Origin of the sequence: Mesorhizobium sp. M0815, from assembly GCF_040319995.1 — a bacterium.
Taxonomy (GTDB): domain Bacteria; phylum Pseudomonadota; class Alphaproteobacteria; order Rhizobiales; family Rhizobiaceae; genus Mesorhizobium.
Genome location: NZ_JAMYOU010000033.1, coordinates 14,893 through 32,515, shown reverse-complemented (window position 1 = coordinate 32,515; position 17,623 = coordinate 14,893). Strand labels below are relative to the sequence as shown.

Sequence of the window (17,623 nt, the reverse complement as noted above, 5' to 3'; positions counted from 1 at the left end):
GTGGTTCAGCTTTCCCGGCGCCTTGTTGCCGAGGCCCTCGGCACGGCTCTGCTGGTCGCCACCGTGGTCGGTTCCGGCATCATGGCTGACAGGCTGAGCAACGATGTCGCCGTCTCGCTGCTCGGCAACACCTTGCCGACCGGGGCGATCCTGGTCGTGCTCATCACCATATTCGGGCCGATCTCCGGAGCGCACTTCAACCCGGCGGTGACGCTGGTGTTCGCGCTTCGGCGTGAAATCGAAACGAACGCAGCGCTGGCCTACGTCGCCGCCCAGATTGCCGGCGGCATCGCTGGAACGTTCCTGGCGCATGCAATGTTCGAATTGCCGATCCTGGAAGTGTCGGCGACGGTGCGGACCGGAGGCGGCCAATGGATTGCGGAGCTGGTCGCCGCCTTCGGGCTGGTCTTCACCATTCTTGCCGGCCTGCGTTCCCGCCCGGATTCTATCCCTTGGCTGGTTGGGCTCTATATCACCGCCGCCTATTGGTTCACCGCGTCGACATCCTTTGCCAATCCGGCCGTCGCCATCGCGCGTGCGTTCTCCAACACTTTTGCCGGGATCCGCCCCACCGATCTGCCGGGCTTCATCGCCGCCGAGCTTTTGGGCGCGTTGCTCGCCGTGGCATTGGCAGGGTGGCTGTTCGCCCAACCGAAACCAGTCGGACAGATGAAAGCTGCGCAATGACCGTCACCATCTACCACAACCCCGATTGCGGCACCTCGCGCAACACGCTGGCCATGATCAGGCAGTTCGGCGAGGGGCCTGGGGTGATCGAATATCTGAAAACCCCGCCGTCGCGCGAAAAGCTCGTCGAACTGATCGCAGCGATGGGCATGACGCCGCGCCAATTGCTGCGCGAAATGGGCACGCCTTATGCCGAGCTTGGCCTGGGCGACCCGAAGTGGAGCGACGACGAGATCCTCGATTTCATGCTGGCGCATCCGATCCTGATCAACCGGCCGATCGTGGTGACGCCGCTCGGCACCATGCTCGCCCGACCCTCCGAAGCGGTGCTCGATATCCTGCCCAATCCGGATATCGGCCCCTTCACCAAGGAGGACGGCGAGGTCGTCGTCGACGCCAGCGGCAAGCGCGTCGCCTAGAGTATTTCGACATTTCTCGAAATTTGCTTTGACGCCACGACGTATCACGCCTATCTATTTCGATGAAACTCGAAATAAGAAAGCTTTGAAGCCATGAAACCAGTCGATCACGCAGGGTCCCTGCCAAACATAGATATGGAGCAACTCCCGGCAATCGATGCATCTGCGCTGTTCGATGTGGCCGCGTCGGTCCACAAGCCTCGGATCTTGATGCTCTACGGCTCCTTGCGGGAGCGTTCCTATTCCCGCATGGCCACTGAGGAAGCGGCACGTATCTTGACCTGGCTTGGCGCTGAAGTCCGTATCTTCAACCCTGCCGGTCTGCCGCTGCCGGATTCGGCGCCCGCCGATCACCCCAAGGTGAGAGAGCTGCGTGAGCTCTCGCTCTGGTCCGAAGGTCAGGTCTGGTGTTCGCCCGAACGTCACGGTTCAATGACCGGTATCATGAAATCGCAGATCGACTGGCTGCCATTGTCGTTGGGCTCGGTGCGTCCCACCCAGGGCCGGACGCTTGCCGTCATGCAGGTTTCCGGCGGCTCACAAAGCTTCAATGCCATCAACCAACTGCGTATCCTGGGCCGCTGGATGCGCATGTTTACGATCCCCAACCAATCGTCGGTGGCAAAGGCATTCAACGAATTCGATGCGGCCGGGCGCATGAAGCCCTCGCCCTACTACAACCGCATCGTCGACGTGATGGAGGAGCTGATGAAATTCACGCTTCTTCTGCGCGACCGGTCGGCCTATCTCACCAACCGATATTCCGAACGCGTCGAAAGCGCGGAAGAGCTTGCCAGACGGGTAAATCAGCGGTCGATTTGAGGCGGGCGGTTGGCGCAAACGAGACGGCGATTGTCCGGTTATTCGAGAATGTTCGAAATAAGCGTTGACGTCGTGGGCTCTCGGAGCTAAGGTGTTTCCATGATACTCGAAAAAGCAGCCTCGCAACTGGAAGCCCTCGGCAGCCCGACGCGGTTGCAGCTCTATCGGACGCTTGTGCGGGCGGGCGATGAAGGGCTGCCGGTCGGGCGCATCCAGGACAGGCTCGGCATCGCGGCCTCGACGCTGTCGCATCACCTCAAGCGGCTGGTCGACACCGGCCTGGTGACACAGGAGCGGCAGGCGACGACGCTGATCTGCCGGGCCAACTATCCCGCCATGAACGGGCTCATCGGATACCTCGCGGACGAATGCTGCGCCGACGCCACCTGTGCGCCGGCTTCGGTGGAAGCGACGGCCAAGACGGCGGCGTAATTTTTTGGCATTGTAATTCGAAACTACCGGAAGGATGGAAGATATGGAGATGATCGAAAGGCTTCCCGTCGCGGTGATCGGCGCCGGGCCGGTCGGCCTGGCGGCAGCGGTCCACCTCATCGCGCAAGGTATTCCTGTCAAAGTCTACGAAGCCGGCAATAGGGTTGCATCCAACCTCAGGGATTGGGGCCATGTCCGGGTGTTCACGCCTTGGCGCTATTGCGTCGATCAGGCGTCTAGAAGCCTGCTCGAGGCGCGTGGCTGGCGGATGCCGGAGCCTGAGGCATTCCCGACCGCGAACGACCTCGTCGCGGATTACCTCGAGCCGCTTGCAAAGCTTCCGCAATTGTCGCCGTCGATCGAAACCGGTGCCCGGGTCGTCGGCATCTCGCGCTGGGGCGCCGACAAGGTGCTGAGCAAGGAACGCGAAAACCGGCCGTTCATGCTGGTGATCGAAACCGCCAGTGGCACGCGGCGCGACAGCGCCCGCGCCGTCATCGATGCTTCGGGAACCTGGCAGATGCCGAACCCGCTCGGCGCCGGCGGAATTCATGCCGTAGGCGAAGCGCAATTTGCCGATCGCATCGCCTACGGCATCCCCGACATCCTCGGCCGCGACCGCCGCCTTTATGCCGGCAAGACGACGCTGGTCGCCGGCTCCGGCCATTCAGCCGCCAACGCCTTGCTAGATCTCGCCAGGCTGGCGGATATGGAGCCCGGCACGGCCTTCATCTGGACAACGCGCGGCACCGACCTGGTGCGCATCTATGGCGGCGGCGATGCCGACCAATTGCCGGCACGCGGCGAACTCGGCGCCGAAGTGCGCGAACTCGCCGAGAGCGGCGGCGTCAGACTGGTGACGGGCTTTGCAGCCGTTTCGATCCGCGATGCCGACGGCCGGCTGGTCGTCGAAGGCCAGACCAAGGACGGCTTGCAGCGGATTGGCCCGGTCGACCGCATCATCGCCGCGACCGGACAGCGCCCCGATCTGTCGCTGACGCGCGAGCTTCGGCTCGAGCTCGATCCGTGGTTGGAAAGCGTCAAGGCACTGGGACCGCTGATCGATCCCAACGAACATTCCTGCGGCGACGTGCCGCCGCACGGTCACCGCGAGCTCAGCCATCCCGAGCATGGGTTCTATACGGTCGGCATCAAGAGCTATGGCCGTGCGCCGACCTTCCTGCTGCTGACCGGGTATGAGCAGGTCCGCTCCGTCGCCGCGGCGATCGCCGGCGACATGGTGGCCGCCGACAATGTCCAGCTCGTGTTGCCGGAGACCGGCGTCTGCACCGTGCCGCGGATCGGCATTGCCGACACGGGCTGCTGCGGCGGTCCGGCGCCGGTAGCGGTGGATGCCTGCTGTGTCGCCGATGCCGAAGCAAAGGCGATCGGCAAAAGCGGCTGTGGCTGCGGCGTCGCGGCATGAGCCTTCTGGCGCCTTCGCCCACCATCCTGCGCAGCCGCGGCGCAATCATCACCGCGCTTGGCCTGACGCAGATCATGGCGTGGGGATCTTCCTACTATCTTCCAGCGGTCATTGCGCCGGCGGTCTCCTCCGATACCGGCTGGCCGCTGGCATGGGTTGTCGGCGGCCTGTCTCTCGGCTTGCTCACGGCAGGATTGATCTCGCCGCGCGTCGGGTCGTCGATCGAGCGGCATGGCGGCCGCAGCATTCTGGCGTTCAGCGCCGCATGCATCGGGCTCGGCCAGATCGGGCTGGCTCTCGCCCCTAATCTTGCGGCCTATATCGCAGCCTGGCTGGTCATCGGACTGGGCATGGGGGCTGGGCTCTACGATGCCGCTTTCGCGACGCTTGGGCGCCACTACGGCCACGGCGCGCGCTCCGCCATTACCACGCTGACGCTGTTCGGCGGTTTTGCCAGTACGATCTGCTGGCCGATTTCGGCCTGGCTTCTTGGGGAGGTCGGCTGGCGCGGCACCTGCCTGGCCTACGCTGTCTTTCAGCTGGTGATTGCGCTTCCGCTCTATCTCGTGATCCTGCCCCGCGAGGCGCCGCAACCGGCAGTCGGGCCAGGATTGCCGGTCGGGCCAGGATTGAAAGAGGTGACGCCGGCCGGCGAAGGCAATCCCGATCCGTCGATCATCATCGTTCTGGCCGCCACCCTTACGCTTGCGGCGGTGATCTCCTCGACGGTGTCGGTGCATCTGCTCACCATCCTGCAAGGCAGCGGCATGGCGCTGGCCGCGGCCGTCGGGCTCGGCGCGCTGGTCGGCCCGTCCCAGGTGGCGGCGCGCGCGATCGAGATGACCATCGCGCGCTACCACCATCCGATCCTGACCAAGTTCGCCTCGGTTACGTTTGTGGCGATCGGCGTTTCGGCGCTCTGGGCCGGCATGCCAATCATCCCGCTGGCGCTCGGCTTCTATGGCGCGGGCATCGGCCTGGAATCCATCGCGCGGGGGACGTTGCCGCTCGCGCTGTTCGGCTCGAACGGCTACGCGAAGCTGATGGGCCGCCTCGCCATGCCGAGCCTGATCGCCCAGGCGGCGGCACCCTCGGCCGGCGCATTGCTGCTGGAGCGCTTCGGCCCGCATGGGACGTTGGCCGCGCTTTCTGGTCTGGCGCTGGCCAACGTCATCCTCGCATGCGGCCTGGGCTGGCGGATGCTCCGCTGGCGGCAATCGCAGGTTCAAACCCGATAGGATTTCGACCCGCGTTCAGCCCCGTCAACTGGAGAGCGGGAGATCTTCCACGGGATCGACAAGGAAGGATGCGGCAATCAGATCGTCCGCATCGAGGCGCAGTGAGCCTTTGGCGCCGCCCATAATGGCGGCAACCTTTTGAAACGTCTTGATTTCGTGCTCGGTAATCTGGGCAGTTTGCATTCTGGATTTGAGGTCAGCGACGCGCAGCCCCAAACTGTGGGACATTCCGATTTTACGGTTCGACATGGTAAGATGCTCCTCCCCGGCCCATGTTTGTTTTGCCACCCGCCCTTATTCGCATATCCTCCGCCTGCCTAAATATGAGGCAGCGCGAATACAGCGCCCGAACGCCCGATGCAAGGGAAGGTTCCGGCGCGCAGCGGTCACGAAATAATAATACGAAGGAAGCACGGCCGATGGTCCGGCCGGAGATAGGACTTAGGTAGGACGCCCCCCGGACAGAGGGCTCCGGTGGCTTATCGGCTGGCGAGGACCATGCGGTTGCCTTCGCTGTCGCGAAACTCCGCCACCGTGCGCCCCGGCTGCCACGGCGCCTCATGCGGATCGGTGATGATTTCGACGCCGCCCGCCTTCAACGCCGCGCTCATTGCCCCGACATTTTCGTCGACCAGCACCAATACGGGCTCCGCGCCGGGGGCGTCGTCGGCGCGCCTGATGAAATGCAGGTTCGTCACGGCATGCGGAAATGCCAGCTCGATCCAGCGCCAGCCGCCATCGCCCATCTTCTGGTCGGCCAGGACCTGACAGGCGAGATGCCTGGTGTAGAACGCCTTGGCGCGGTCCTGGTCGAATACCGGAAGCTCGGCAAACTGGATATGCATGATCGTCGCTCCTGCTTGATGGCTGCCGCGCAGCCGCCCACGCGGGAAAGACGATGCGGGCAACCGAAAAGATTCTTCCACAAGGAGAATCTTTTCAGCGCAGCCGGTCGTCCTTCGTTCATACCAACCAGTCAGGAGACGACAATGGACTACGCGCTCATTCGATACGGTGTGAACCAAGCCGACCTGGAAGATAACCGCGCGCTGGTCGAAAAAGTGTTCGAAGCGCTGGGCGAGGCGGCACCGCCGACGGTGCGCTATCTCGTGCTCGAGCTGGACGACGGCTCGTTCGTCCACATCGTCGGCCAGAACGGCGATTCGTCGGCGCTGACCGGGCTTGCCGCCTTCAAGGCATTTGCGGAAAACCACGCCGAACGCCGTTCGACCCCGGCAATGCGATCGCCTGTCAAAGTCATCGGCAATTACCGTATGCTGGCGGATCAGGAAGCCGGGTAGCGCCTGCCATGCCGCTCGCGCAGAAACGGGATGCTACGCCGAAAATGAACAGGGCGACGTTGGAGGCGATGCTCGTCGGGTTGCGGCCAAGGCTGCATCGCTACTGCGCGCGCATGGCCGGCTCGGTGATCGACGGCGAGGACATCGTCCAGGAGATGCTGATCAACGCGCTGCAGGCGATCGACGGCGGTGCGATGGTCGAACGGCCGGAGCAATGGCTGTTTCGCATCGCCCACAATGCCGCGCAGGATCATCTGCGGCGGCGCAATCGGGAAAGGTCGCGCATGACCGAGGCCGACATGAGCGTCATCGAGGATCCCTCCGGCAGCGCCGACAGCCGGCTCGCCGCCCAGACCGGCCTGCGCTCCTTCATGCAGCTTTCGGTGCCGCAGCGCAGCGCCGTGATCCTGGTCGACGTGCTCGGCCTCAGCCTGCATGAGACCTGCGAGGTGACCGGCGCGACGCTCGCCGCCACCAAGGCCGCGCTGCATCGCGGGCGGGCGCAGCTCAAGCTGCTGGCGCTGCAGCCCGAGCAGGCGCTCGCGCCGAGGCTCGACGCCGATGACGAGCGCCGGCTGCGGCGCTATGTCGACCTGTTCAACGCGCGCGACTTCGACGCGGTCAGGGCACTGATCGCAGAGGACGTCCGGCTCGATGTCGTCAACCGCGTCCGCCTGCGCGGCAAGGCCCAGGCGTCGACCTATTTCGGCAATTACGATCGTATCAGCGACTGGACATTGTCGCTCGGCTTCGTCGACGGCAGGCCGGCGATCCTCATCCGCGACCCGCAAGCGGCCGACGGCGCCGTGCGCGGCTTCGTGCTGGTTGAATGGGCGGGCGAGGAGGTCATCCAGATCCGCGACTTCCGCTATGCGCCCTGGTGCCTGGTCGACGCGGAGATCAGGGCCGTGGAGAGGTGAGCAGAAGGCTGGAAATGGTGCGGAAATGGCGCGCGAAGGCGACATGGCCAAGGTTGCGCCACCGGACAAGTCTGCCATCGCCTCGATCACTAAGCTGAAGGGCTCCGCCCCCGATTTCGGGGACCGGTATCGTCGCGAAGAGGATCTACGGCCTACACCCGTCATGCTCGATACAGAGCGGTGCCAGCTTTCGGATCAGGCAGCCTCCTCCTGGGTGACCCAAACGCAAATTGTCACACGGCAGCAAGTTCTTAGACTGGTTCCGGTTCTCTGGAACCGGTAACCCGCTCTAACTATCTGTTTTGCCGCATTTATGCGGACGCCAAATGATTCCATTTGGCTGCAAAATGCGCTAGCCGATACGCACGCGGCGCGTCACCTGGCCATTGCTTTCCCAGTATGTGTGTTTCTTGGCAATCAAGGGATCGTCCATCGCCGGTTGAATTTGTCCCGTGGTGCTGACCGCGCGCGAGGTCACCGTGTGTTCTCCAGGAGAGGGATTTGCCCAATCCAGGGACCAAATTTTCCAGGCGTGTTCTGCCTCCTCACTGTGGTCAATGGTCGCTGGTGCCCAAGGCCCCTGATCGATTTGCACTTCGACCCGTTCGATCGGCGCCCCCCAGCCTGCTCCAATGATGGAGTAATCTGAATCTTTCCGGGTAACCTTCGCGGGCGCGGACTTTATCAGCGCTCGCCCGACCGAAGTCTCGGCCCATACGGTCTCGCCGTTGTGGTCCTCCTCCCGGATGGTGACATAGTCACGGGCCATCAGAAGGCTCATGAACCGCGTATCGCGAACCTCGATGCGTTTTAGCCACTTGACGTTGGCGATCCCGTACCAGCCTGGAGCAATGAGCCGTACCGGGAAGCCATTGGCCGCCGGCAAGGCGGCTCCATTCATTTCATAGCAGAGGAGATTGTCGGGGTTCATCGCGTCGGCGAGCGACATGCTACGAGCGAAGTTCTGCTTCATTTTTACGTCGCGTATCGGGATCTCGCCTGTGTCGGTACCGAAAAAGACGACCTCGATGCCCTTCTCCAGAACACCGGCTTCCTCGAGGATCGGGGCGAGCGGCGTCCCTGCCCAACGGGCATTGCCGATGCCGCCGGTGAAAAAGGGAAACCCGTGATTGCCCGAGCACTCCACTGTGAAAACGACCTCCTGCCGCGGTCGCGCCCTGATGTCGGCGAGCGTTAACTCCAAGGGCTTCTTGACCAGGCCTCCGATCTCCATCGACCATGTCTTCTCGTCGATCGTTGGTCGGTTGAAATGCGAGATGCTGAAGAACTTGTCGTTTGGCGTTATCCAGCTGTCCAAATCCTCCCAGACAAGCTGCTTCTGGATACCCACCGGATCGGGATTTTCGGCCGGCTGATCCAGCCACGGAATAACTTCCTCGCTCGGCCGTGTTGGAAAAGCGTAAGCCCGACGCGAGGTATAGAGAGCAGCAATTGCGGCAAGAGCCGCGCTTCCTTGAACAAGAAGTTCTCTGCGCTGAAAATCAGGCATGTTGTTTACCTCCCAGTTGATCCGGAACGGGCTGCAACGTGCCTTAGGCCGTAGCCTGATCACGGATAGGCGACACAATGTGAGGTCTGCCCATCCGGAAGTATCCGGATAGGTCAGACAATCACCGACGCAAGTCAGGCATGTGAAGCGTTGGACGAAACTCTGGCTCGCGTTTCGCATGCCAAGAGTGCGCCTTTGAGAAGGAAGTGTCCACAACTTGGACGGGACATGATGATGATTGCGGCATTCCATGCCGATTTCCGGTCCTGCCAAATCCTTGCTGCTCGGATCGCTGCCGAACGCCCCTTCTGGGGTCATTTCCGGACCTTGGCGGGTTGCGCTCGGAAACGCTTGTTTCGACCCACGTCTGCCGTTCCGATATCGCCCCGCCATCTCCGGGGGGTATGTTCACCCAAATTCGACAAGAAACCGCATTGGCCTGCCGCCTCTTGTCGCGATCACTCTTGGCGCCACAGGATGGCGGCACGGCCGGCGCAGGTGTATGATGATGGTCTAATACTTCGCATCAGGGAGGACAGCATGACGTCTTGGGAAATCAAGGGACGGGAACTCGTCAATTGCACCTGCGAATATGGCTGCAACTGTCAATTCAATGCGCTGCCCGACAAAGGCCATTGCCATGCGGTGGCGGGCATCCAGATTGACGAAGGTCATCATGGCGAAACCGCTCTCGACGGCCTGCGGATCGCCGCGATCTTCAAATGGCCTGGCGCGATCCACGAAGGCAATGGCGAAGCCATCGCTTTCGTCGACGAGAATGCAACCGACCGGCAGCGTCAAGCGCTGCTGCGCATCATGACCGGCCAGGACACCGACCCGTTCGCGACGATGTTCGCCGTCTACGCCTCAACCGTGACAAAAATGAATGAGCCGGTTTTCACCAAGATCGATCTCGACCTCGATATCGACGGCCGCAGGGGCCGCATCTTCGTCAAGGACTACATCGAAACGGTCGGCGAACCAATTCGCAACAAGGTGACGGGCGCGGACTCGCGCGCTCAGATCGTGTTGCCGAACGGCTTCGAATATGCGGTCGCCGAGATCGGCAGCGCTTCAAGCACAACCAGCGGGCCGGTTCAGGTGAATATGAAGGACAGTTACGGCCAGTTCGCCCGGCTGCATCTCAACAATCACGGGGTGGTGCGGGCCTGACGCGCCGCATGGACGGTGGGTCGCCACTGGAACGGCTGCTCAGACGCGACCGCGTCATCACGATTGCGGGCGTGGCGGCGCTGTGCCTGCTGGGCTGGCTTTATATCGTCGCCGGTGCAGGGCTCGGCATGAATGCGTGGGAGATGACGAGGGTCGCGCTATTCCCCCACCAGCAAACCGCCGACATGACCTCCGATATGTCTGGCATGGACATGCCCGGCATGGACATGAGCGCAATGGCCACGGCGACGGAACCGCGGGTCTGGGGGGCGGCGAACTGGGCGCTGATGATCGCCATGTGGTGGGTCATGATGATCGCCATGATGTCTCCGAGCGCGGCGCCGACTGTCCTGCTCTATGCGCGCGTGCATCGCCATGCGCTCGCACAAGGGCAGATCCAGGACAAGCTCGCGCCCACCGGCGTATTCATGGCAGGCTATCTCCTGGTCTGGCTGGGGTTCTCCGTCGCGGCAGCTGCGTTGCATTGGCTGCTCGAACGCGAGGCATTCGTTACCGCGGCGACGATGAGTTCGCAGAGCCGCTGGCTTTCAGGCATCGTCCTGATCGCCGCGGGCCTGTATCAGCTCTCGCCGCTCAAGAACGCCTGCCTGTCGCATTGCAGGAAGCCGACGGCGTTCCTTTCCCGCCACTGGCGTCCCCACACACTTGGCGCGCTGCGTTTGGGCGCGCTGCACGGGGCGTTCTGTGTCGGATGCTGCTGGATGCTGATGGCGTTATTGTTCGTGGGTGGCATCATGAACCTGGTGTGGGTTGCCGGGCTCGCCATTCTGGTGCTGGTTGAAAAGGCGTTTCCTGCCGGCCAGTGGGTCGGCCGGGCAGCCGGCATCGCCCTGATCGCCTGGGGCAGCGCAACGCTTTTGGTGTGACGGCCACGTAAAGTGCATCGCACCGCCCCAGCCAGGCCGGCTCACAACGCGTCGGGGCGGACCGGCGGTGACGTCAAGCTTACGCAGGCATTCAGGCGTCAAGGAACTTTGAATCCTGGCGTCCGTTTATCCGAATGTCGGGTATGAAGGGCTCCGCCATGAATGTCGGCGACGAAAGGACTGTATCCGTTTGGGCGAGAACCGAAGTCGCGCCTGATGCGGTTCCGCTCGAGCGGAGTGAACAGGTCGATGTCGTGGTCGTCGGATCTGGCATTGTCGGACTGTCGGTCGCCTACGAACTGGCCATCGCCGGGCAAAAGGTGGCGGTGCTCGATCGCGGCCGGATCGGAAGCGGCATGACGGCCCGCACCACCGCGCACCTGTCATCGATCTGCGATGACTATTTTTCGGAACTGATCAAATTGCGCGGCGAGGAACTGGCGCGGATTTACTATCAAAGCCAGTCGGCCGCTATTGACCGTATCCAATCGATCCTGGAGGCGGAGGGTATGGCGTGTGATTTCCGCCGCCTCGACGGTTTTCTGTTTCCGGCGTCGGGCAGGAAGGAATCCGTCATCGAGCGCGAACTGGACGCCGCTCTGAAGATCGGGGTCGACGTCGAGAAAACCGCAGGCGTGCCGTTTGCAGGCTTTTCGGATGGACCGATCCTTCGCTACGCCAATCAGGCGACATTCCACCCGCTCAAATATCTCCGCGGGCTGGCTGCCGGCATCCGCGCGCACGGCGGCGCGCTTTATGCGGAGACCATCGTCGATAAGGTCGAGGAGACCGACGGCGGCGTGCGCGTAAGCACGGTCTCGGGCTTTGCCGTGTCTGCCAGGTCGGCCGTTGTCGCCACCAACTCGCCGATCAACGATCGGGTCGCGCTCCATACCAAGCAGGCGCCGTATCGGACCTACGCCATGTCGTTCGAGATCGCGCGCGACGTTTTGCCGGATGCACTCTATTGGGACACGCTGGACCCCTATCACTACGTCCGTCTGCAGCCTGGCGAAGGCAAGACCGACTTTCTGATCGTCGGTGGTGAAGACCATAAGACAGGGCAGGCCGACGACGCCGACCACCGCTTCACGGCCCTGGCGGCCTGGATCAAAAAATTGGTGCCCGATGTCGGCGCGGAAGCCAATCGATGGTCCGGGCAGGTGATGGAGACGGTCGACTATGCCGGGTTCATCGGCCGCAATCCCGGTGATCGGCGAGTCTTCGTTGCTACCGGCGATTCCGGCCAGGGCATCACCCATGGGGTCGTGGCAGGCCTGTTGATTTCGGACCTGATTCTGAAGGGGGAAAGCCCCTGGCGGGAACTTTACGAACCCTCTCGCAAGACGGTACGGGCGATCGCCGATTATCTAGCGGAGAATGCGACAGCGATCAGGAGTTTTGCCGAGTATGTCGCGCCTGGTGAAATCGATTCCGCCGACAAGCTGCGGCCGGGGCAGGGCGCCATCGTCCGCGAAGGTCTTACCAAAGTCGCGGCCTTTCGCGACGAGGACGGCACGCTCTACAAACGCTCGGCCGCATGTACCCATGTCGGCTGCCATGTCCATTGGAACTCGCTGGAACGCTGCTGGGACTGCCCCTGCCACGGCTCGCATTTTGCCGTCGATGGCACGGCTTTGAACGGGCCGGCCGTATCGCCCCTGGCTCCTGCCGGATAATCTTTTTTCGCCCCGGCCGCGCAGCTCACAATTCCTTTTCGGCGAGCTCGCGAAACGCGTCGGGAACGGACCGCGACAGTCCGAGCGCGACCGAGGCGTAGCCGACCGCCTCCCAGCCGAAGCGGTCGCGGATCTTGTCGACGGCGCGATCTGCGGTCCAGCGCGCCGCGCCCTTCCTGGTGCCGGGGCGGCGGCGGTCGTCGGCGAGCCCGAGCGGCAGTTCCAGTTGCAGGCCGGCATGCTGCTCCAGATGCGAGACAGCGATCGCCAGCAGCGAGATTGTCTTTTCGTGCGGATGGTCGATGAGCACCTTGCGCACCAGCGCCTCGGCGATCTCGGCCAGCATGGCGGTTGCCGATATCGGCTGGTCGAGCGTGATCGAGCGCGTCACCGAGCGCAGGTCGGCAAAGCGGACGCGAACCGTCACCGTGCGGCCGGGGCGGGATTTCGCCCGCAATCTTGTGGCGACCCTATCGGCCAGATGCAGCAGCGCAGGCACGAAGACCTGCTCCTCGGCCGGTTTTCGGCCGAGCGCCGATTGCGCGCCGGCCGAGCGCGCCCGGCGCTGCGTCTCCAGCTTGCGCGGATCGCGGTTCCACGCCAGCGCGTTGAGTTTTTCTCCCGCCGCCGGCCCGAGCAGGCGCTCCAGCGCGCCATCGTTGGTCTTCTCCAGCTCGCCGATGGTGTTGACGCCGATGCCGGCCAGCCGCTCCCTGGTGACCGGGCCGACACCCCACATCAGCTCGACCGGCAGGTGGTGCAGGAACTCCAGCTCGTGGCGCGGATCGACCACCACCAGCCCGTCGGGTTTTGCGACCTGTGAGGCGATCTTGGCCAGATGCTTGGTGCGGGCTACGCCGACCGAGATCGGCAGGCCGAGCTCTGCCCGCACGCGGTGGCGGATCTTGCCGGCGATCTCGGCCGGCGAGCCGAACAGGTGGGTGCAGCCGGCGACGTCGGCAAAGGCCTCGTCGATGGAAATTCGCTCGACCACCGGCGTGAAATCGCCCAGCACCTTGATTGCCGCATCGCCCAGCCGCTGATAGTCCTTGAAATGGCCGCCGACGAAAATGAGTTGCGGGCAGAGTTCCCGCGCCCGCCGTCCCGGCATGCCGCCGCGCACGCCGAACGCCTTGGCTTCATAGGATGCGGCGAGCACTACCCCGCCGCCGACGGCAATCGGCTTGCCGCGCAAGGCCGGGTCGAGCAGTTGTTCGACCGAGGCATAGAAGGCATCCAGATCCGCGTGGAGGATGTTGGCTTCCATCCGGCCCGTTCGCCCGCGGCGGTTCAAACGCCGCCTTGTCTAGAGTTTTGATGAGAACATAAAGAGAACATTGTGGGCGGATTGTCAAGCGGCGCGGAGGGCAGGTGGAGGGCAATTGTTTCAGTTTGGCGCCCTCTGTCTGCCTGCGTTCCAGCGTTGGTGGTTGGCGAAAGTCGAAGCAACATCCAATCTCCCCCCTTGCGGGGGAGATGTCCGGCAGGACAGAGGGGGGTGGGACGGATCGCCAACTTCGACTTCAGTTGTTGCCAACTCGAATCAGCCTGAGGGTTTGGCTCCGATTGGTTGACAGGTCGGAGGGACAGCACCCCCCTCTGCCCTGCCGGGCATCTCCCCCGCAAGGGGGGAGATCGGCAGCTTCGCCGACGGCGCCTGCTGCAGCGACCTACAGCGCCATCTTGTAGCCGAGATGGCTGGCGGTGAAACCGAGGCGCTCGTAGAAGGTGTGCGCTTCCCGTCGACTGTTGTCCGTGGTGAGCTGAATGAGGCTGCAGCCGCGCGAACGGCACGCTTCAATCGCCCATTCGATCATCAGCTTGCCGACGCCGCGAGAGCGCCATTGCCGGGCGACGCGAACGCCTTCGATCTGGCCGCGCCAGGCGCCTTTCCTCGAAATGCCTGGAAGGAAGCTGAGTTGCAGCGTTCCGACCAATTGCCCGGCCTCGACGGCCACGGCCAGCAACTGGTTGGGATAGGCATCGATCGCGCTGAAGGCATCGAGATAGGATGGCGCGAGCGGCGTGGACGGGTCTTCCCGGTCTGCGCCGAGCGCATCGTCGGCAAGCATTGCAACGATCGCCGGCAGGTCGGGCGCCTGGGCACGACGGAATTCGATCTCGCTCATCGCGCGGAGACATACGGCGCAGTGTTGGCGATCGCAATATCCGTTTTGACTGCAAGGGGGGCGCGCGTCTTCAGGCGGCCTCCAACGCCCAGAGGCGATAGCCGTAGCGGCGGAAGAAGCGGGCGAAGAGGCGCTGCTGCCTGGCGCGGGCGAGGTCGGCGCTGCGCCTTTCCTGTCGCCAGTGCGGCATGTTGCGGAACATCGACAGGAAGCGGGCGGCGTCCTCGATCGCCTCCTCGGCCGACTGCGCCGGGCGGATCGCCGCCAGGAACAAAGCGCGGCTCGGCTTCATCCGGTCGATCGCCGCCTTGCGCTGGCGATGGCCCTGGCGCGCCGTGCGGATGCCGTCCTGGCGGATGGCCGCGAAGGCGGCAAGCATGGCCGGGCTGTCGCCGGCATAACCGCAGGCCTGGGCGAACTGGGCGAGGTCCATCGTCACTCCCTTGCATTCGGTGGACGGAGCGGCCGCGGCTGCGCCGATTCCAGCTTGCATGGTATAGAAGCATAACTCAAATAAATGAACAAGTGAAACTTTCACGTTGGTGTAAGCGGAACCGACTCGACTCCGCCTCGAAAACCGATAATGTGAACAAAGCAGGAACAACGATGGGGATGGCCATGGCATTAGCGGGCAAGGAAGCGACGATCGCCGATGTCGTCTCGATTGCCGTCGAGTGCATCGATTGCGGCCGCAACAGGTGGTGGAAGCCGGCCGAGCTCAAGCGGCATGGGGTGAGGCCGGAGACACCGCTATCAGCACTTTCCGGGCGCCTGATCTGCAAGGCCTGCCGGGCCGACGGCCTGCCGGGCGCCGCCGTTTCGATCCAGGCTGCCTTCATCGACGACCGGCAGCGAGCCCGCGCCGAGGCGCGCCTGCTCAACGGTCGAGAGCTGGAGCAATCGAGGCGGGCTTGAGGGGGAGGGCGTGCTGCTCTTCCCTTCTCCCCTTGTGGGAGAAGGTGGCCGAGCGAAGATCGGTCGGATGAGGGGTGTTGGACGGATCGCTACCTTGATGGCGTAAGTGCTTAAAATCGCTTCTACATTTCCTCCGCCGCGTTCCTTCCAGCACCCTCATCCGGCTCGGCGCTGTGCGCCGATCCACCTTCTCCCACAAGGGGAGAAGGCAACAAGCGCCCGTCAATACCCCAGCAGTTCCTTGAGCGGGATGACGCGGAAGACGTTCTTGATGGCGTAGCGGTTGAAGGTCAGCATCTTGGGCGGATTGTATTGCTCGACGATCAGCTCGGCGGCGGTGCGCTTGACCAGCTTCTTGATGAAGGCCTTGCCGTTTTGCTCGTTCTCCTCGGGCAGCGTCTCGATCACCACATGGTCGCCGGGCACGGCCTCGCGGCCGCCGCAATAGATCATCTCGCCGGGCTCGTAGCGCGGCACCATCGAATCGCTCAGCACGTGCAGCGCAAACACGTTGCGCAGATGCCGGATCCCCGGCGGCCGCTGGACATAGCCGGCCGGCTGGCCGTTGAAGGTGAAGTCGCCATCGTCGCCGCCGACGGCGGTGCCGAGAAGCTGGATGTCCATCGGCCCGGCGGGCAGGGGGCCGGGATCGGTGACGATCTCGGCATCGGCGACCGGCCCGGCATCTTCGAGGAAGACGACCTCGCCCTTGCCGAGCGCCACCGGGTCGACGCGCAGGAAGGCGGCGGTCTTCAAAAGGTTCTCGGTCTTGGGCAGGTTGCGCCCGGTTTCCCAATTGCCGACGGCAGCGACGTCGGTGTCGTTGTGCTCGGCAATGTGGCGCATCACCAGGCCGCGCTGCTTGCGCGCCCGGCGGATCGCCGCCCCGACCTTGATCGACAGTGCAGTTTTCACCATGGCTCCATCTGAGGCACAAGATTCGGTTTCGTCTATGCAAGAATCGCTTGCATTATGTCTTAAGTTATGCTCTTATGTGGCCATGCACAAGTCGCTCCGCCAGCTTTCGGTCCTCGAATCCGCCCCCCAGCGCCAAGGAGGCGGCCGCGGTAGTCATGTGCCAACCTTTTCCCCTTCGTCCTGGCTGTCCTCCTCCCCGGCCGGGACGATGCCCGAGGCTCGCGCCTCGGATCCGGCAGCGCAAGCGGCCGGAACGGCCGGAGCCGTTCCCCTCACGGCTCCGGCCACGAATTGCCTGCCGGCCGGCAATGCGGATGCCGCGGTTTCCTGCATCCGCACCGAAGACGGCACGGTCATCGCCTTCGACAAGCGGGCGGCCAAGGCAGTCTCCGGCGCAACAAGGCAGGCGGCCGGGATGAAGCTCGATCGTAGCAGGCCACGCGAGGGCTGACCGGCTTTCGAGCCTGAGGCCGGCGAAGCCGGCGCCACACAACCACCTTTGCAGGGAATAAAACGTCATGGCCGCCCGCTATTCCCCCTCCGAATTGGAACAAATCGAGAACTGGCTGATGAGTGGGCTGTCGGCCGCGAAGATCGCCGCCCGGCTGAGTGCGCAGCGCGGCCGCCCGGCCTCGCGCGCGGCGATCATCGGCATCGTCCACCGCACCGCCCGTCTGCACGCCATCGGCCTTGCCAGATCCAAGGGCTGGCGTAGCGGACGGTCGGGCGGCCGGCATGGAAAATCGGCGCCAGAGCCGTCGAACCCTGCCGGCCAGGCAGGGGCAGTACCGGCCGAGCATCACTGCCGCCCGGCAAGGCTGTCGGCCAGGCTGGCGCCGCCGGCCTGGCAGCCGGGTCCGGTTCGGATCACGGGGTCCGATGGCGAGCCGCTCGAAATGCCGGCGCCGCGCCCGATCGCCGCCGGCGGCCGCCAGCCGCACTTCGTCGCCATGCGCTTCATCGATTGCCTGTTCGACCGCTGCCGCGCGCCGCTCGACACGACGCCGCAGGAGGATGCGGGAAACGACGCCCCCGGCAGCCGCCCCGGTTTGGACATGCTGTGCTGCGGGCTGCGCACAAGGCCTTCGAAAAGCTACTGCGCCTATCACGCGGCGCGCTTCCTGCGCACGCTGCCGGCCAAAGCTATTTGAGCCCCGCTGGATACGG

The 17,623-nt window shown here is 63.8% G+C and carries 21 protein-coding genes; 14 read left to right on the top strand and 7 right to left on the bottom strand.

Annotated features, from left to right (window positions below; genetic code table 11):
• The 6 genes from NKI01_RS26380 (at position 1) to NKI01_RS26355 (ending at position 5,024) form a co-directional block, all read left to right on the top strand.
• On the top strand, positions 1-687 hold the full coding sequence (locus NKI01_RS26380) for an aquaporin (RefSeq protein ID WP_352965194.1): 687 nt from the start codon (positions 1-3) through the stop codon (positions 685-687).
• Entirely contained in the window at positions 684-1,106 is a 423-nt protein-coding gene (gene arsC, locus NKI01_RS26375) for an arsenate reductase (glutaredoxin) (protein WP_352965193.1), read from the top strand. The genes NKI01_RS26380 and arsC overlap by 4 nt, the downstream gene beginning before the upstream one ends.
• A 93-nt stretch (positions 1,107-1,199) precedes the next feature.
• Complete coding sequence (arsH, locus tag NKI01_RS26370; protein ID WP_502899473.1) at positions 1,200-1,928, top strand: arsenical resistance protein ArsH; 729 nt, start codon at positions 1,200-1,202, stop codon at positions 1,926-1,928.
• Between the two features lie 99 nt (positions 1,929-2,027).
• Positions 2,028-2,360: an ArsR/SmtB family transcription factor gene (locus NKI01_RS26365; protein ID WP_023722924.1), complete on the top strand. Its 333-nt coding sequence runs from the start codon at positions 2,028-2,030 to the stop codon at positions 2,358-2,360.
• Positions 2,361-2,409: 49 nt separating this feature from the next.
• Positions 2,410-3,786 carry an FAD-dependent oxidoreductase gene (locus NKI01_RS26360; protein WP_352965212.1) on the top strand — a complete coding sequence of 459 codons (1,377 nt, stop codon included), beginning with the start codon at positions 2,410-2,412 and terminating at the stop codon, positions 3,784-3,786.
• Entirely contained in the window at positions 3,783-5,024 is a 1,242-nt protein-coding gene (locus tag NKI01_RS26355) for an MFS transporter (protein WP_023722926.1), read from the top strand. Before NKI01_RS26360 ends, NKI01_RS26355 begins: the two co-directional genes overlap by 4 nt.
• Positions 5,025-5,048: 24 nt before the next feature.
• Here NKI01_RS26355 and NKI01_RS26350 read toward each other — a convergent pair whose 3' ends face one another.
• Both NKI01_RS26350 and NKI01_RS26345 read right to left on the bottom strand, forming a co-directional pair.
• Entirely contained in the window at positions 5,049-5,273 is a 225-nt protein-coding gene (locus tag NKI01_RS26350; RefSeq protein WP_031195360.1) for a hypothetical protein, read from the bottom strand.
• A gap of 230 nt (positions 5,274-5,503) precedes the next feature.
• On the bottom strand, positions 5,504-5,869 hold the full coding sequence (locus NKI01_RS26345; protein ID WP_023722928.1) for a VOC family protein: 366 nt from the start codon (positions 5,867-5,869) through the stop codon (positions 5,504-5,506).
• A 144-nt stretch (positions 5,870-6,013) separates the two neighbouring features.
• Here NKI01_RS26345 and NKI01_RS26340 point away from each other — a divergent pair, with 144 nt between their 5' ends.
• Positions 6,014-6,325, top strand: a complete 312-nt coding sequence (locus tag NKI01_RS26340) for a hypothetical protein (protein WP_023722929.1) — start codon at positions 6,014-6,016, stop codon at positions 6,323-6,325.
• 44 nt (positions 6,326-6,369) lie between these two features.
• The gene (locus NKI01_RS26335) at positions 6,370-7,245 is read left to right on the top strand and encodes a sigma-70 family RNA polymerase sigma factor (protein ID WP_031195362.1); all 876 of its coding nucleotides are present in this window, start codon (positions 6,370-6,372) and stop codon (positions 7,243-7,245) included.
• Between the two features lie 352 nt (positions 7,246-7,597).
• Here NKI01_RS26335 and NKI01_RS26330 read toward each other — a convergent pair whose 3' ends face one another.
• A complete protein-coding gene (locus NKI01_RS26330) occupies positions 7,598-8,755 on the bottom strand; it encodes a sulfite oxidase (protein WP_031195363.1) in 1,158 nt (385 codons plus the stop codon).
• 540 nt (positions 8,756-9,295) lie between these two features.
• On the opposite strand from NKI01_RS26330, the gene NKI01_RS26325 reads away from it, so the two are divergent.
• The 3 genes from NKI01_RS26325 to NKI01_RS26315 all read left to right on the top strand — a co-directional run bounded on the left by NKI01_RS26325 (position 9,296) and on the right by NKI01_RS26315 (position 12,494).
• Positions 9,296-9,928: a DUF1326 domain-containing protein gene (locus tag NKI01_RS26325; protein WP_029351172.1), complete on the top strand. Its 633-nt coding sequence runs from the start codon at positions 9,296-9,298 to the stop codon at positions 9,926-9,928.
• Positions 9,929-9,936: 8 nt separating this feature from the next.
• Positions 9,937-10,815, top strand: a complete 879-nt coding sequence (locus NKI01_RS26320; RefSeq protein ID WP_023722934.1) for a DUF2182 domain-containing protein — start codon at positions 9,937-9,939, stop codon at positions 10,813-10,815.
• A gap of 158 nt (positions 10,816-10,973) precedes the next feature.
• Positions 10,974-12,494, top strand: coding sequence for an FAD-dependent oxidoreductase (locus tag NKI01_RS26315; protein WP_352965210.1), 1,521 nt, complete (start codon positions 10,974-10,976; stop codon positions 12,492-12,494).
• A gap of 25 nt (positions 12,495-12,519) precedes the next feature.
• Here NKI01_RS26315 and dinB read toward each other — a convergent pair whose 3' ends face one another.
• The 3 genes from dinB to NKI01_RS26300 form a co-directional block, all read right to left on the bottom strand.
• Entirely contained in the window at positions 12,520-13,761 is a 1,242-nt protein-coding gene (dinB, locus tag NKI01_RS26310; RefSeq protein WP_352965190.1) for a DNA polymerase IV, read from the bottom strand.
• Between the two features lie 403 nt (positions 13,762-14,164).
• A complete protein-coding gene (locus tag NKI01_RS26305; protein WP_352592737.1) occupies positions 14,165-14,623 on the bottom strand; it encodes a GNAT family N-acetyltransferase in 459 nt (152 codons plus the stop codon).
• Between the two features lie 70 nt (positions 14,624-14,693).
• Entirely contained in the window at positions 14,694-15,056 is a 363-nt protein-coding gene (locus tag NKI01_RS26300; RefSeq protein ID WP_031195368.1) for a hypothetical protein, read from the bottom strand.
• Positions 15,057-15,235: 179 nt separating this feature from the next.
• Between NKI01_RS26300 and NKI01_RS26295 the strand changes: the two genes are divergently transcribed.
• Positions 15,236-15,538 carry a hypothetical protein gene (locus NKI01_RS26295; protein ID WP_023722939.1) on the top strand — a complete coding sequence of 101 codons (303 nt, stop codon included), beginning with the start codon at positions 15,236-15,238 and terminating at the stop codon, positions 15,536-15,538.
• Between the two features lie 222 nt (positions 15,539-15,760).
• Here the strand turns inward: NKI01_RS26295 and NKI01_RS26290 are convergent, their stop codons facing one another.
• Positions 15,761-16,456: an XRE family transcriptional regulator gene (locus tag NKI01_RS26290; protein WP_352965188.1), complete on the bottom strand. Its 696-nt coding sequence runs from the start codon at positions 16,454-16,456 to the stop codon at positions 15,761-15,763.
• Between the two features lie 208 nt (positions 16,457-16,664).
• Between NKI01_RS26290 and NKI01_RS26285 the strand changes: the two genes are divergently transcribed.
• Positions 16,665-16,907 (top strand): hypothetical protein, encoded by a 243-nt coding sequence (locus tag NKI01_RS26285; protein ID WP_352895135.1) that lies wholly within the window; start codon positions 16,665-16,667, stop codon positions 16,905-16,907.
• 67 nt (positions 16,908-16,974) lie between these two features.
• On the top strand, positions 16,975-17,607 hold the full coding sequence (locus tag NKI01_RS26280) for a GcrA cell cycle regulator (RefSeq protein WP_352592743.1): 633 nt from the start codon (positions 16,975-16,977) through the stop codon (positions 17,605-17,607).
• The last annotated feature ends 16 nt before the right edge of the window (positions 17,608-17,623 follow it).

Coding starts and splice junctions, on each gene's coding strand:
- NKI01_RS26340 (WP_023722929.1), top strand. CDS start 6,014: ATGGACTACGCGCTCATTCGATACGGTGTGAACCAAGCCGACCTGGAA.
- NKI01_RS26300 (WP_031195368.1), bottom strand. CDS start 15,056: ATGGACCTCGCCCAGTTCGCCCAGGCCTGCGGTTATGCCGGCGACAGC.
- arsH (WP_502899473.1), top strand. CDS start 1,200: ATGAAACCAGTCGATCACGCAGGGTCCCTGCCAAACATAGATATGGAG.
- NKI01_RS26315 (WP_352965210.1), top strand. CDS start 10,974: ATGAATGTCGGCGACGAAAGGACTGTATCCGTTTGGGCGAGAACCGAA.
- NKI01_RS26280 (WP_352592743.1), top strand. CDS start 16,975: ATGGCCGCCCGCTATTCCCCCTCCGAATTGGAACAAATCGAGAACTGG.
- NKI01_RS26365 (WP_023722924.1), top strand. CDS start 2,028: ATGATACTCGAAAAAGCAGCCTCGCAACTGGAAGCCCTCGGCAGCCCG.
- NKI01_RS26285 (WP_352895135.1), top strand. CDS start 16,665: ATGCCCGAGGCTCGCGCCTCGGATCCGGCAGCGCAAGCGGCCGGAACG.
- NKI01_RS26290 (WP_352965188.1), bottom strand. CDS start 16,456: ATGGTGAAAACTGCACTGTCGATCAAGGTCGGGGCGGCGATCCGCCGG.
- NKI01_RS26345 (WP_023722928.1), bottom strand. CDS start 5,869: ATGCATATCCAGTTTGCCGAGCTTCCGGTATTCGACCAGGACCGCGCC.
- arsC (WP_352965193.1), top strand. CDS start 684: ATGACCGTCACCATCTACCACAACCCCGATTGCGGCACCTCGCGCAAC.
- NKI01_RS26295 (WP_023722939.1), top strand. CDS start 15,236: ATGGCCATGGCATTAGCGGGCAAGGAAGCGACGATCGCCGATGTCGTC.
- NKI01_RS26355 (WP_023722926.1), top strand. CDS start 3,783: ATGAGCCTTCTGGCGCCTTCGCCCACCATCCTGCGCAGCCGCGGCGCA.
- NKI01_RS26335 (WP_031195362.1), top strand. CDS start 6,370: ATGAACAGGGCGACGTTGGAGGCGATGCTCGTCGGGTTGCGGCCAAGG.
- NKI01_RS26330 (WP_031195363.1), bottom strand. CDS start 8,755: ATGCCTGATTTTCAGCGCAGAGAACTTCTTGTTCAAGGAAGCGCGGCT.
- NKI01_RS26320 (WP_023722934.1), top strand. CDS start 9,937: ATGGACGGTGGGTCGCCACTGGAACGGCTGCTCAGACGCGACCGCGTC.
- NKI01_RS26350 (WP_031195360.1), bottom strand. CDS start 5,273: ATGTCGAACCGTAAAATCGGAATGTCCCACAGTTTGGGGCTGCGCGTC.
- dinB (WP_352965190.1), bottom strand. CDS start 13,761: ATGGAAGCCAACATCCTCCACGCGGATCTGGATGCCTTCTATGCCTCG.
- NKI01_RS26305 (WP_352592737.1), bottom strand. CDS start 14,623: ATGAGCGAGATCGAATTCCGTCGTGCCCAGGCGCCCGACCTGCCGGCG.
- NKI01_RS26360 (WP_352965212.1), top strand. CDS start 2,410: ATGATCGAAAGGCTTCCCGTCGCGGTGATCGGCGCCGGGCCGGTCGGC.
- NKI01_RS26325 (WP_029351172.1), top strand. CDS start 9,296: ATGACGTCTTGGGAAATCAAGGGACGGGAACTCGTCAATTGCACCTGC.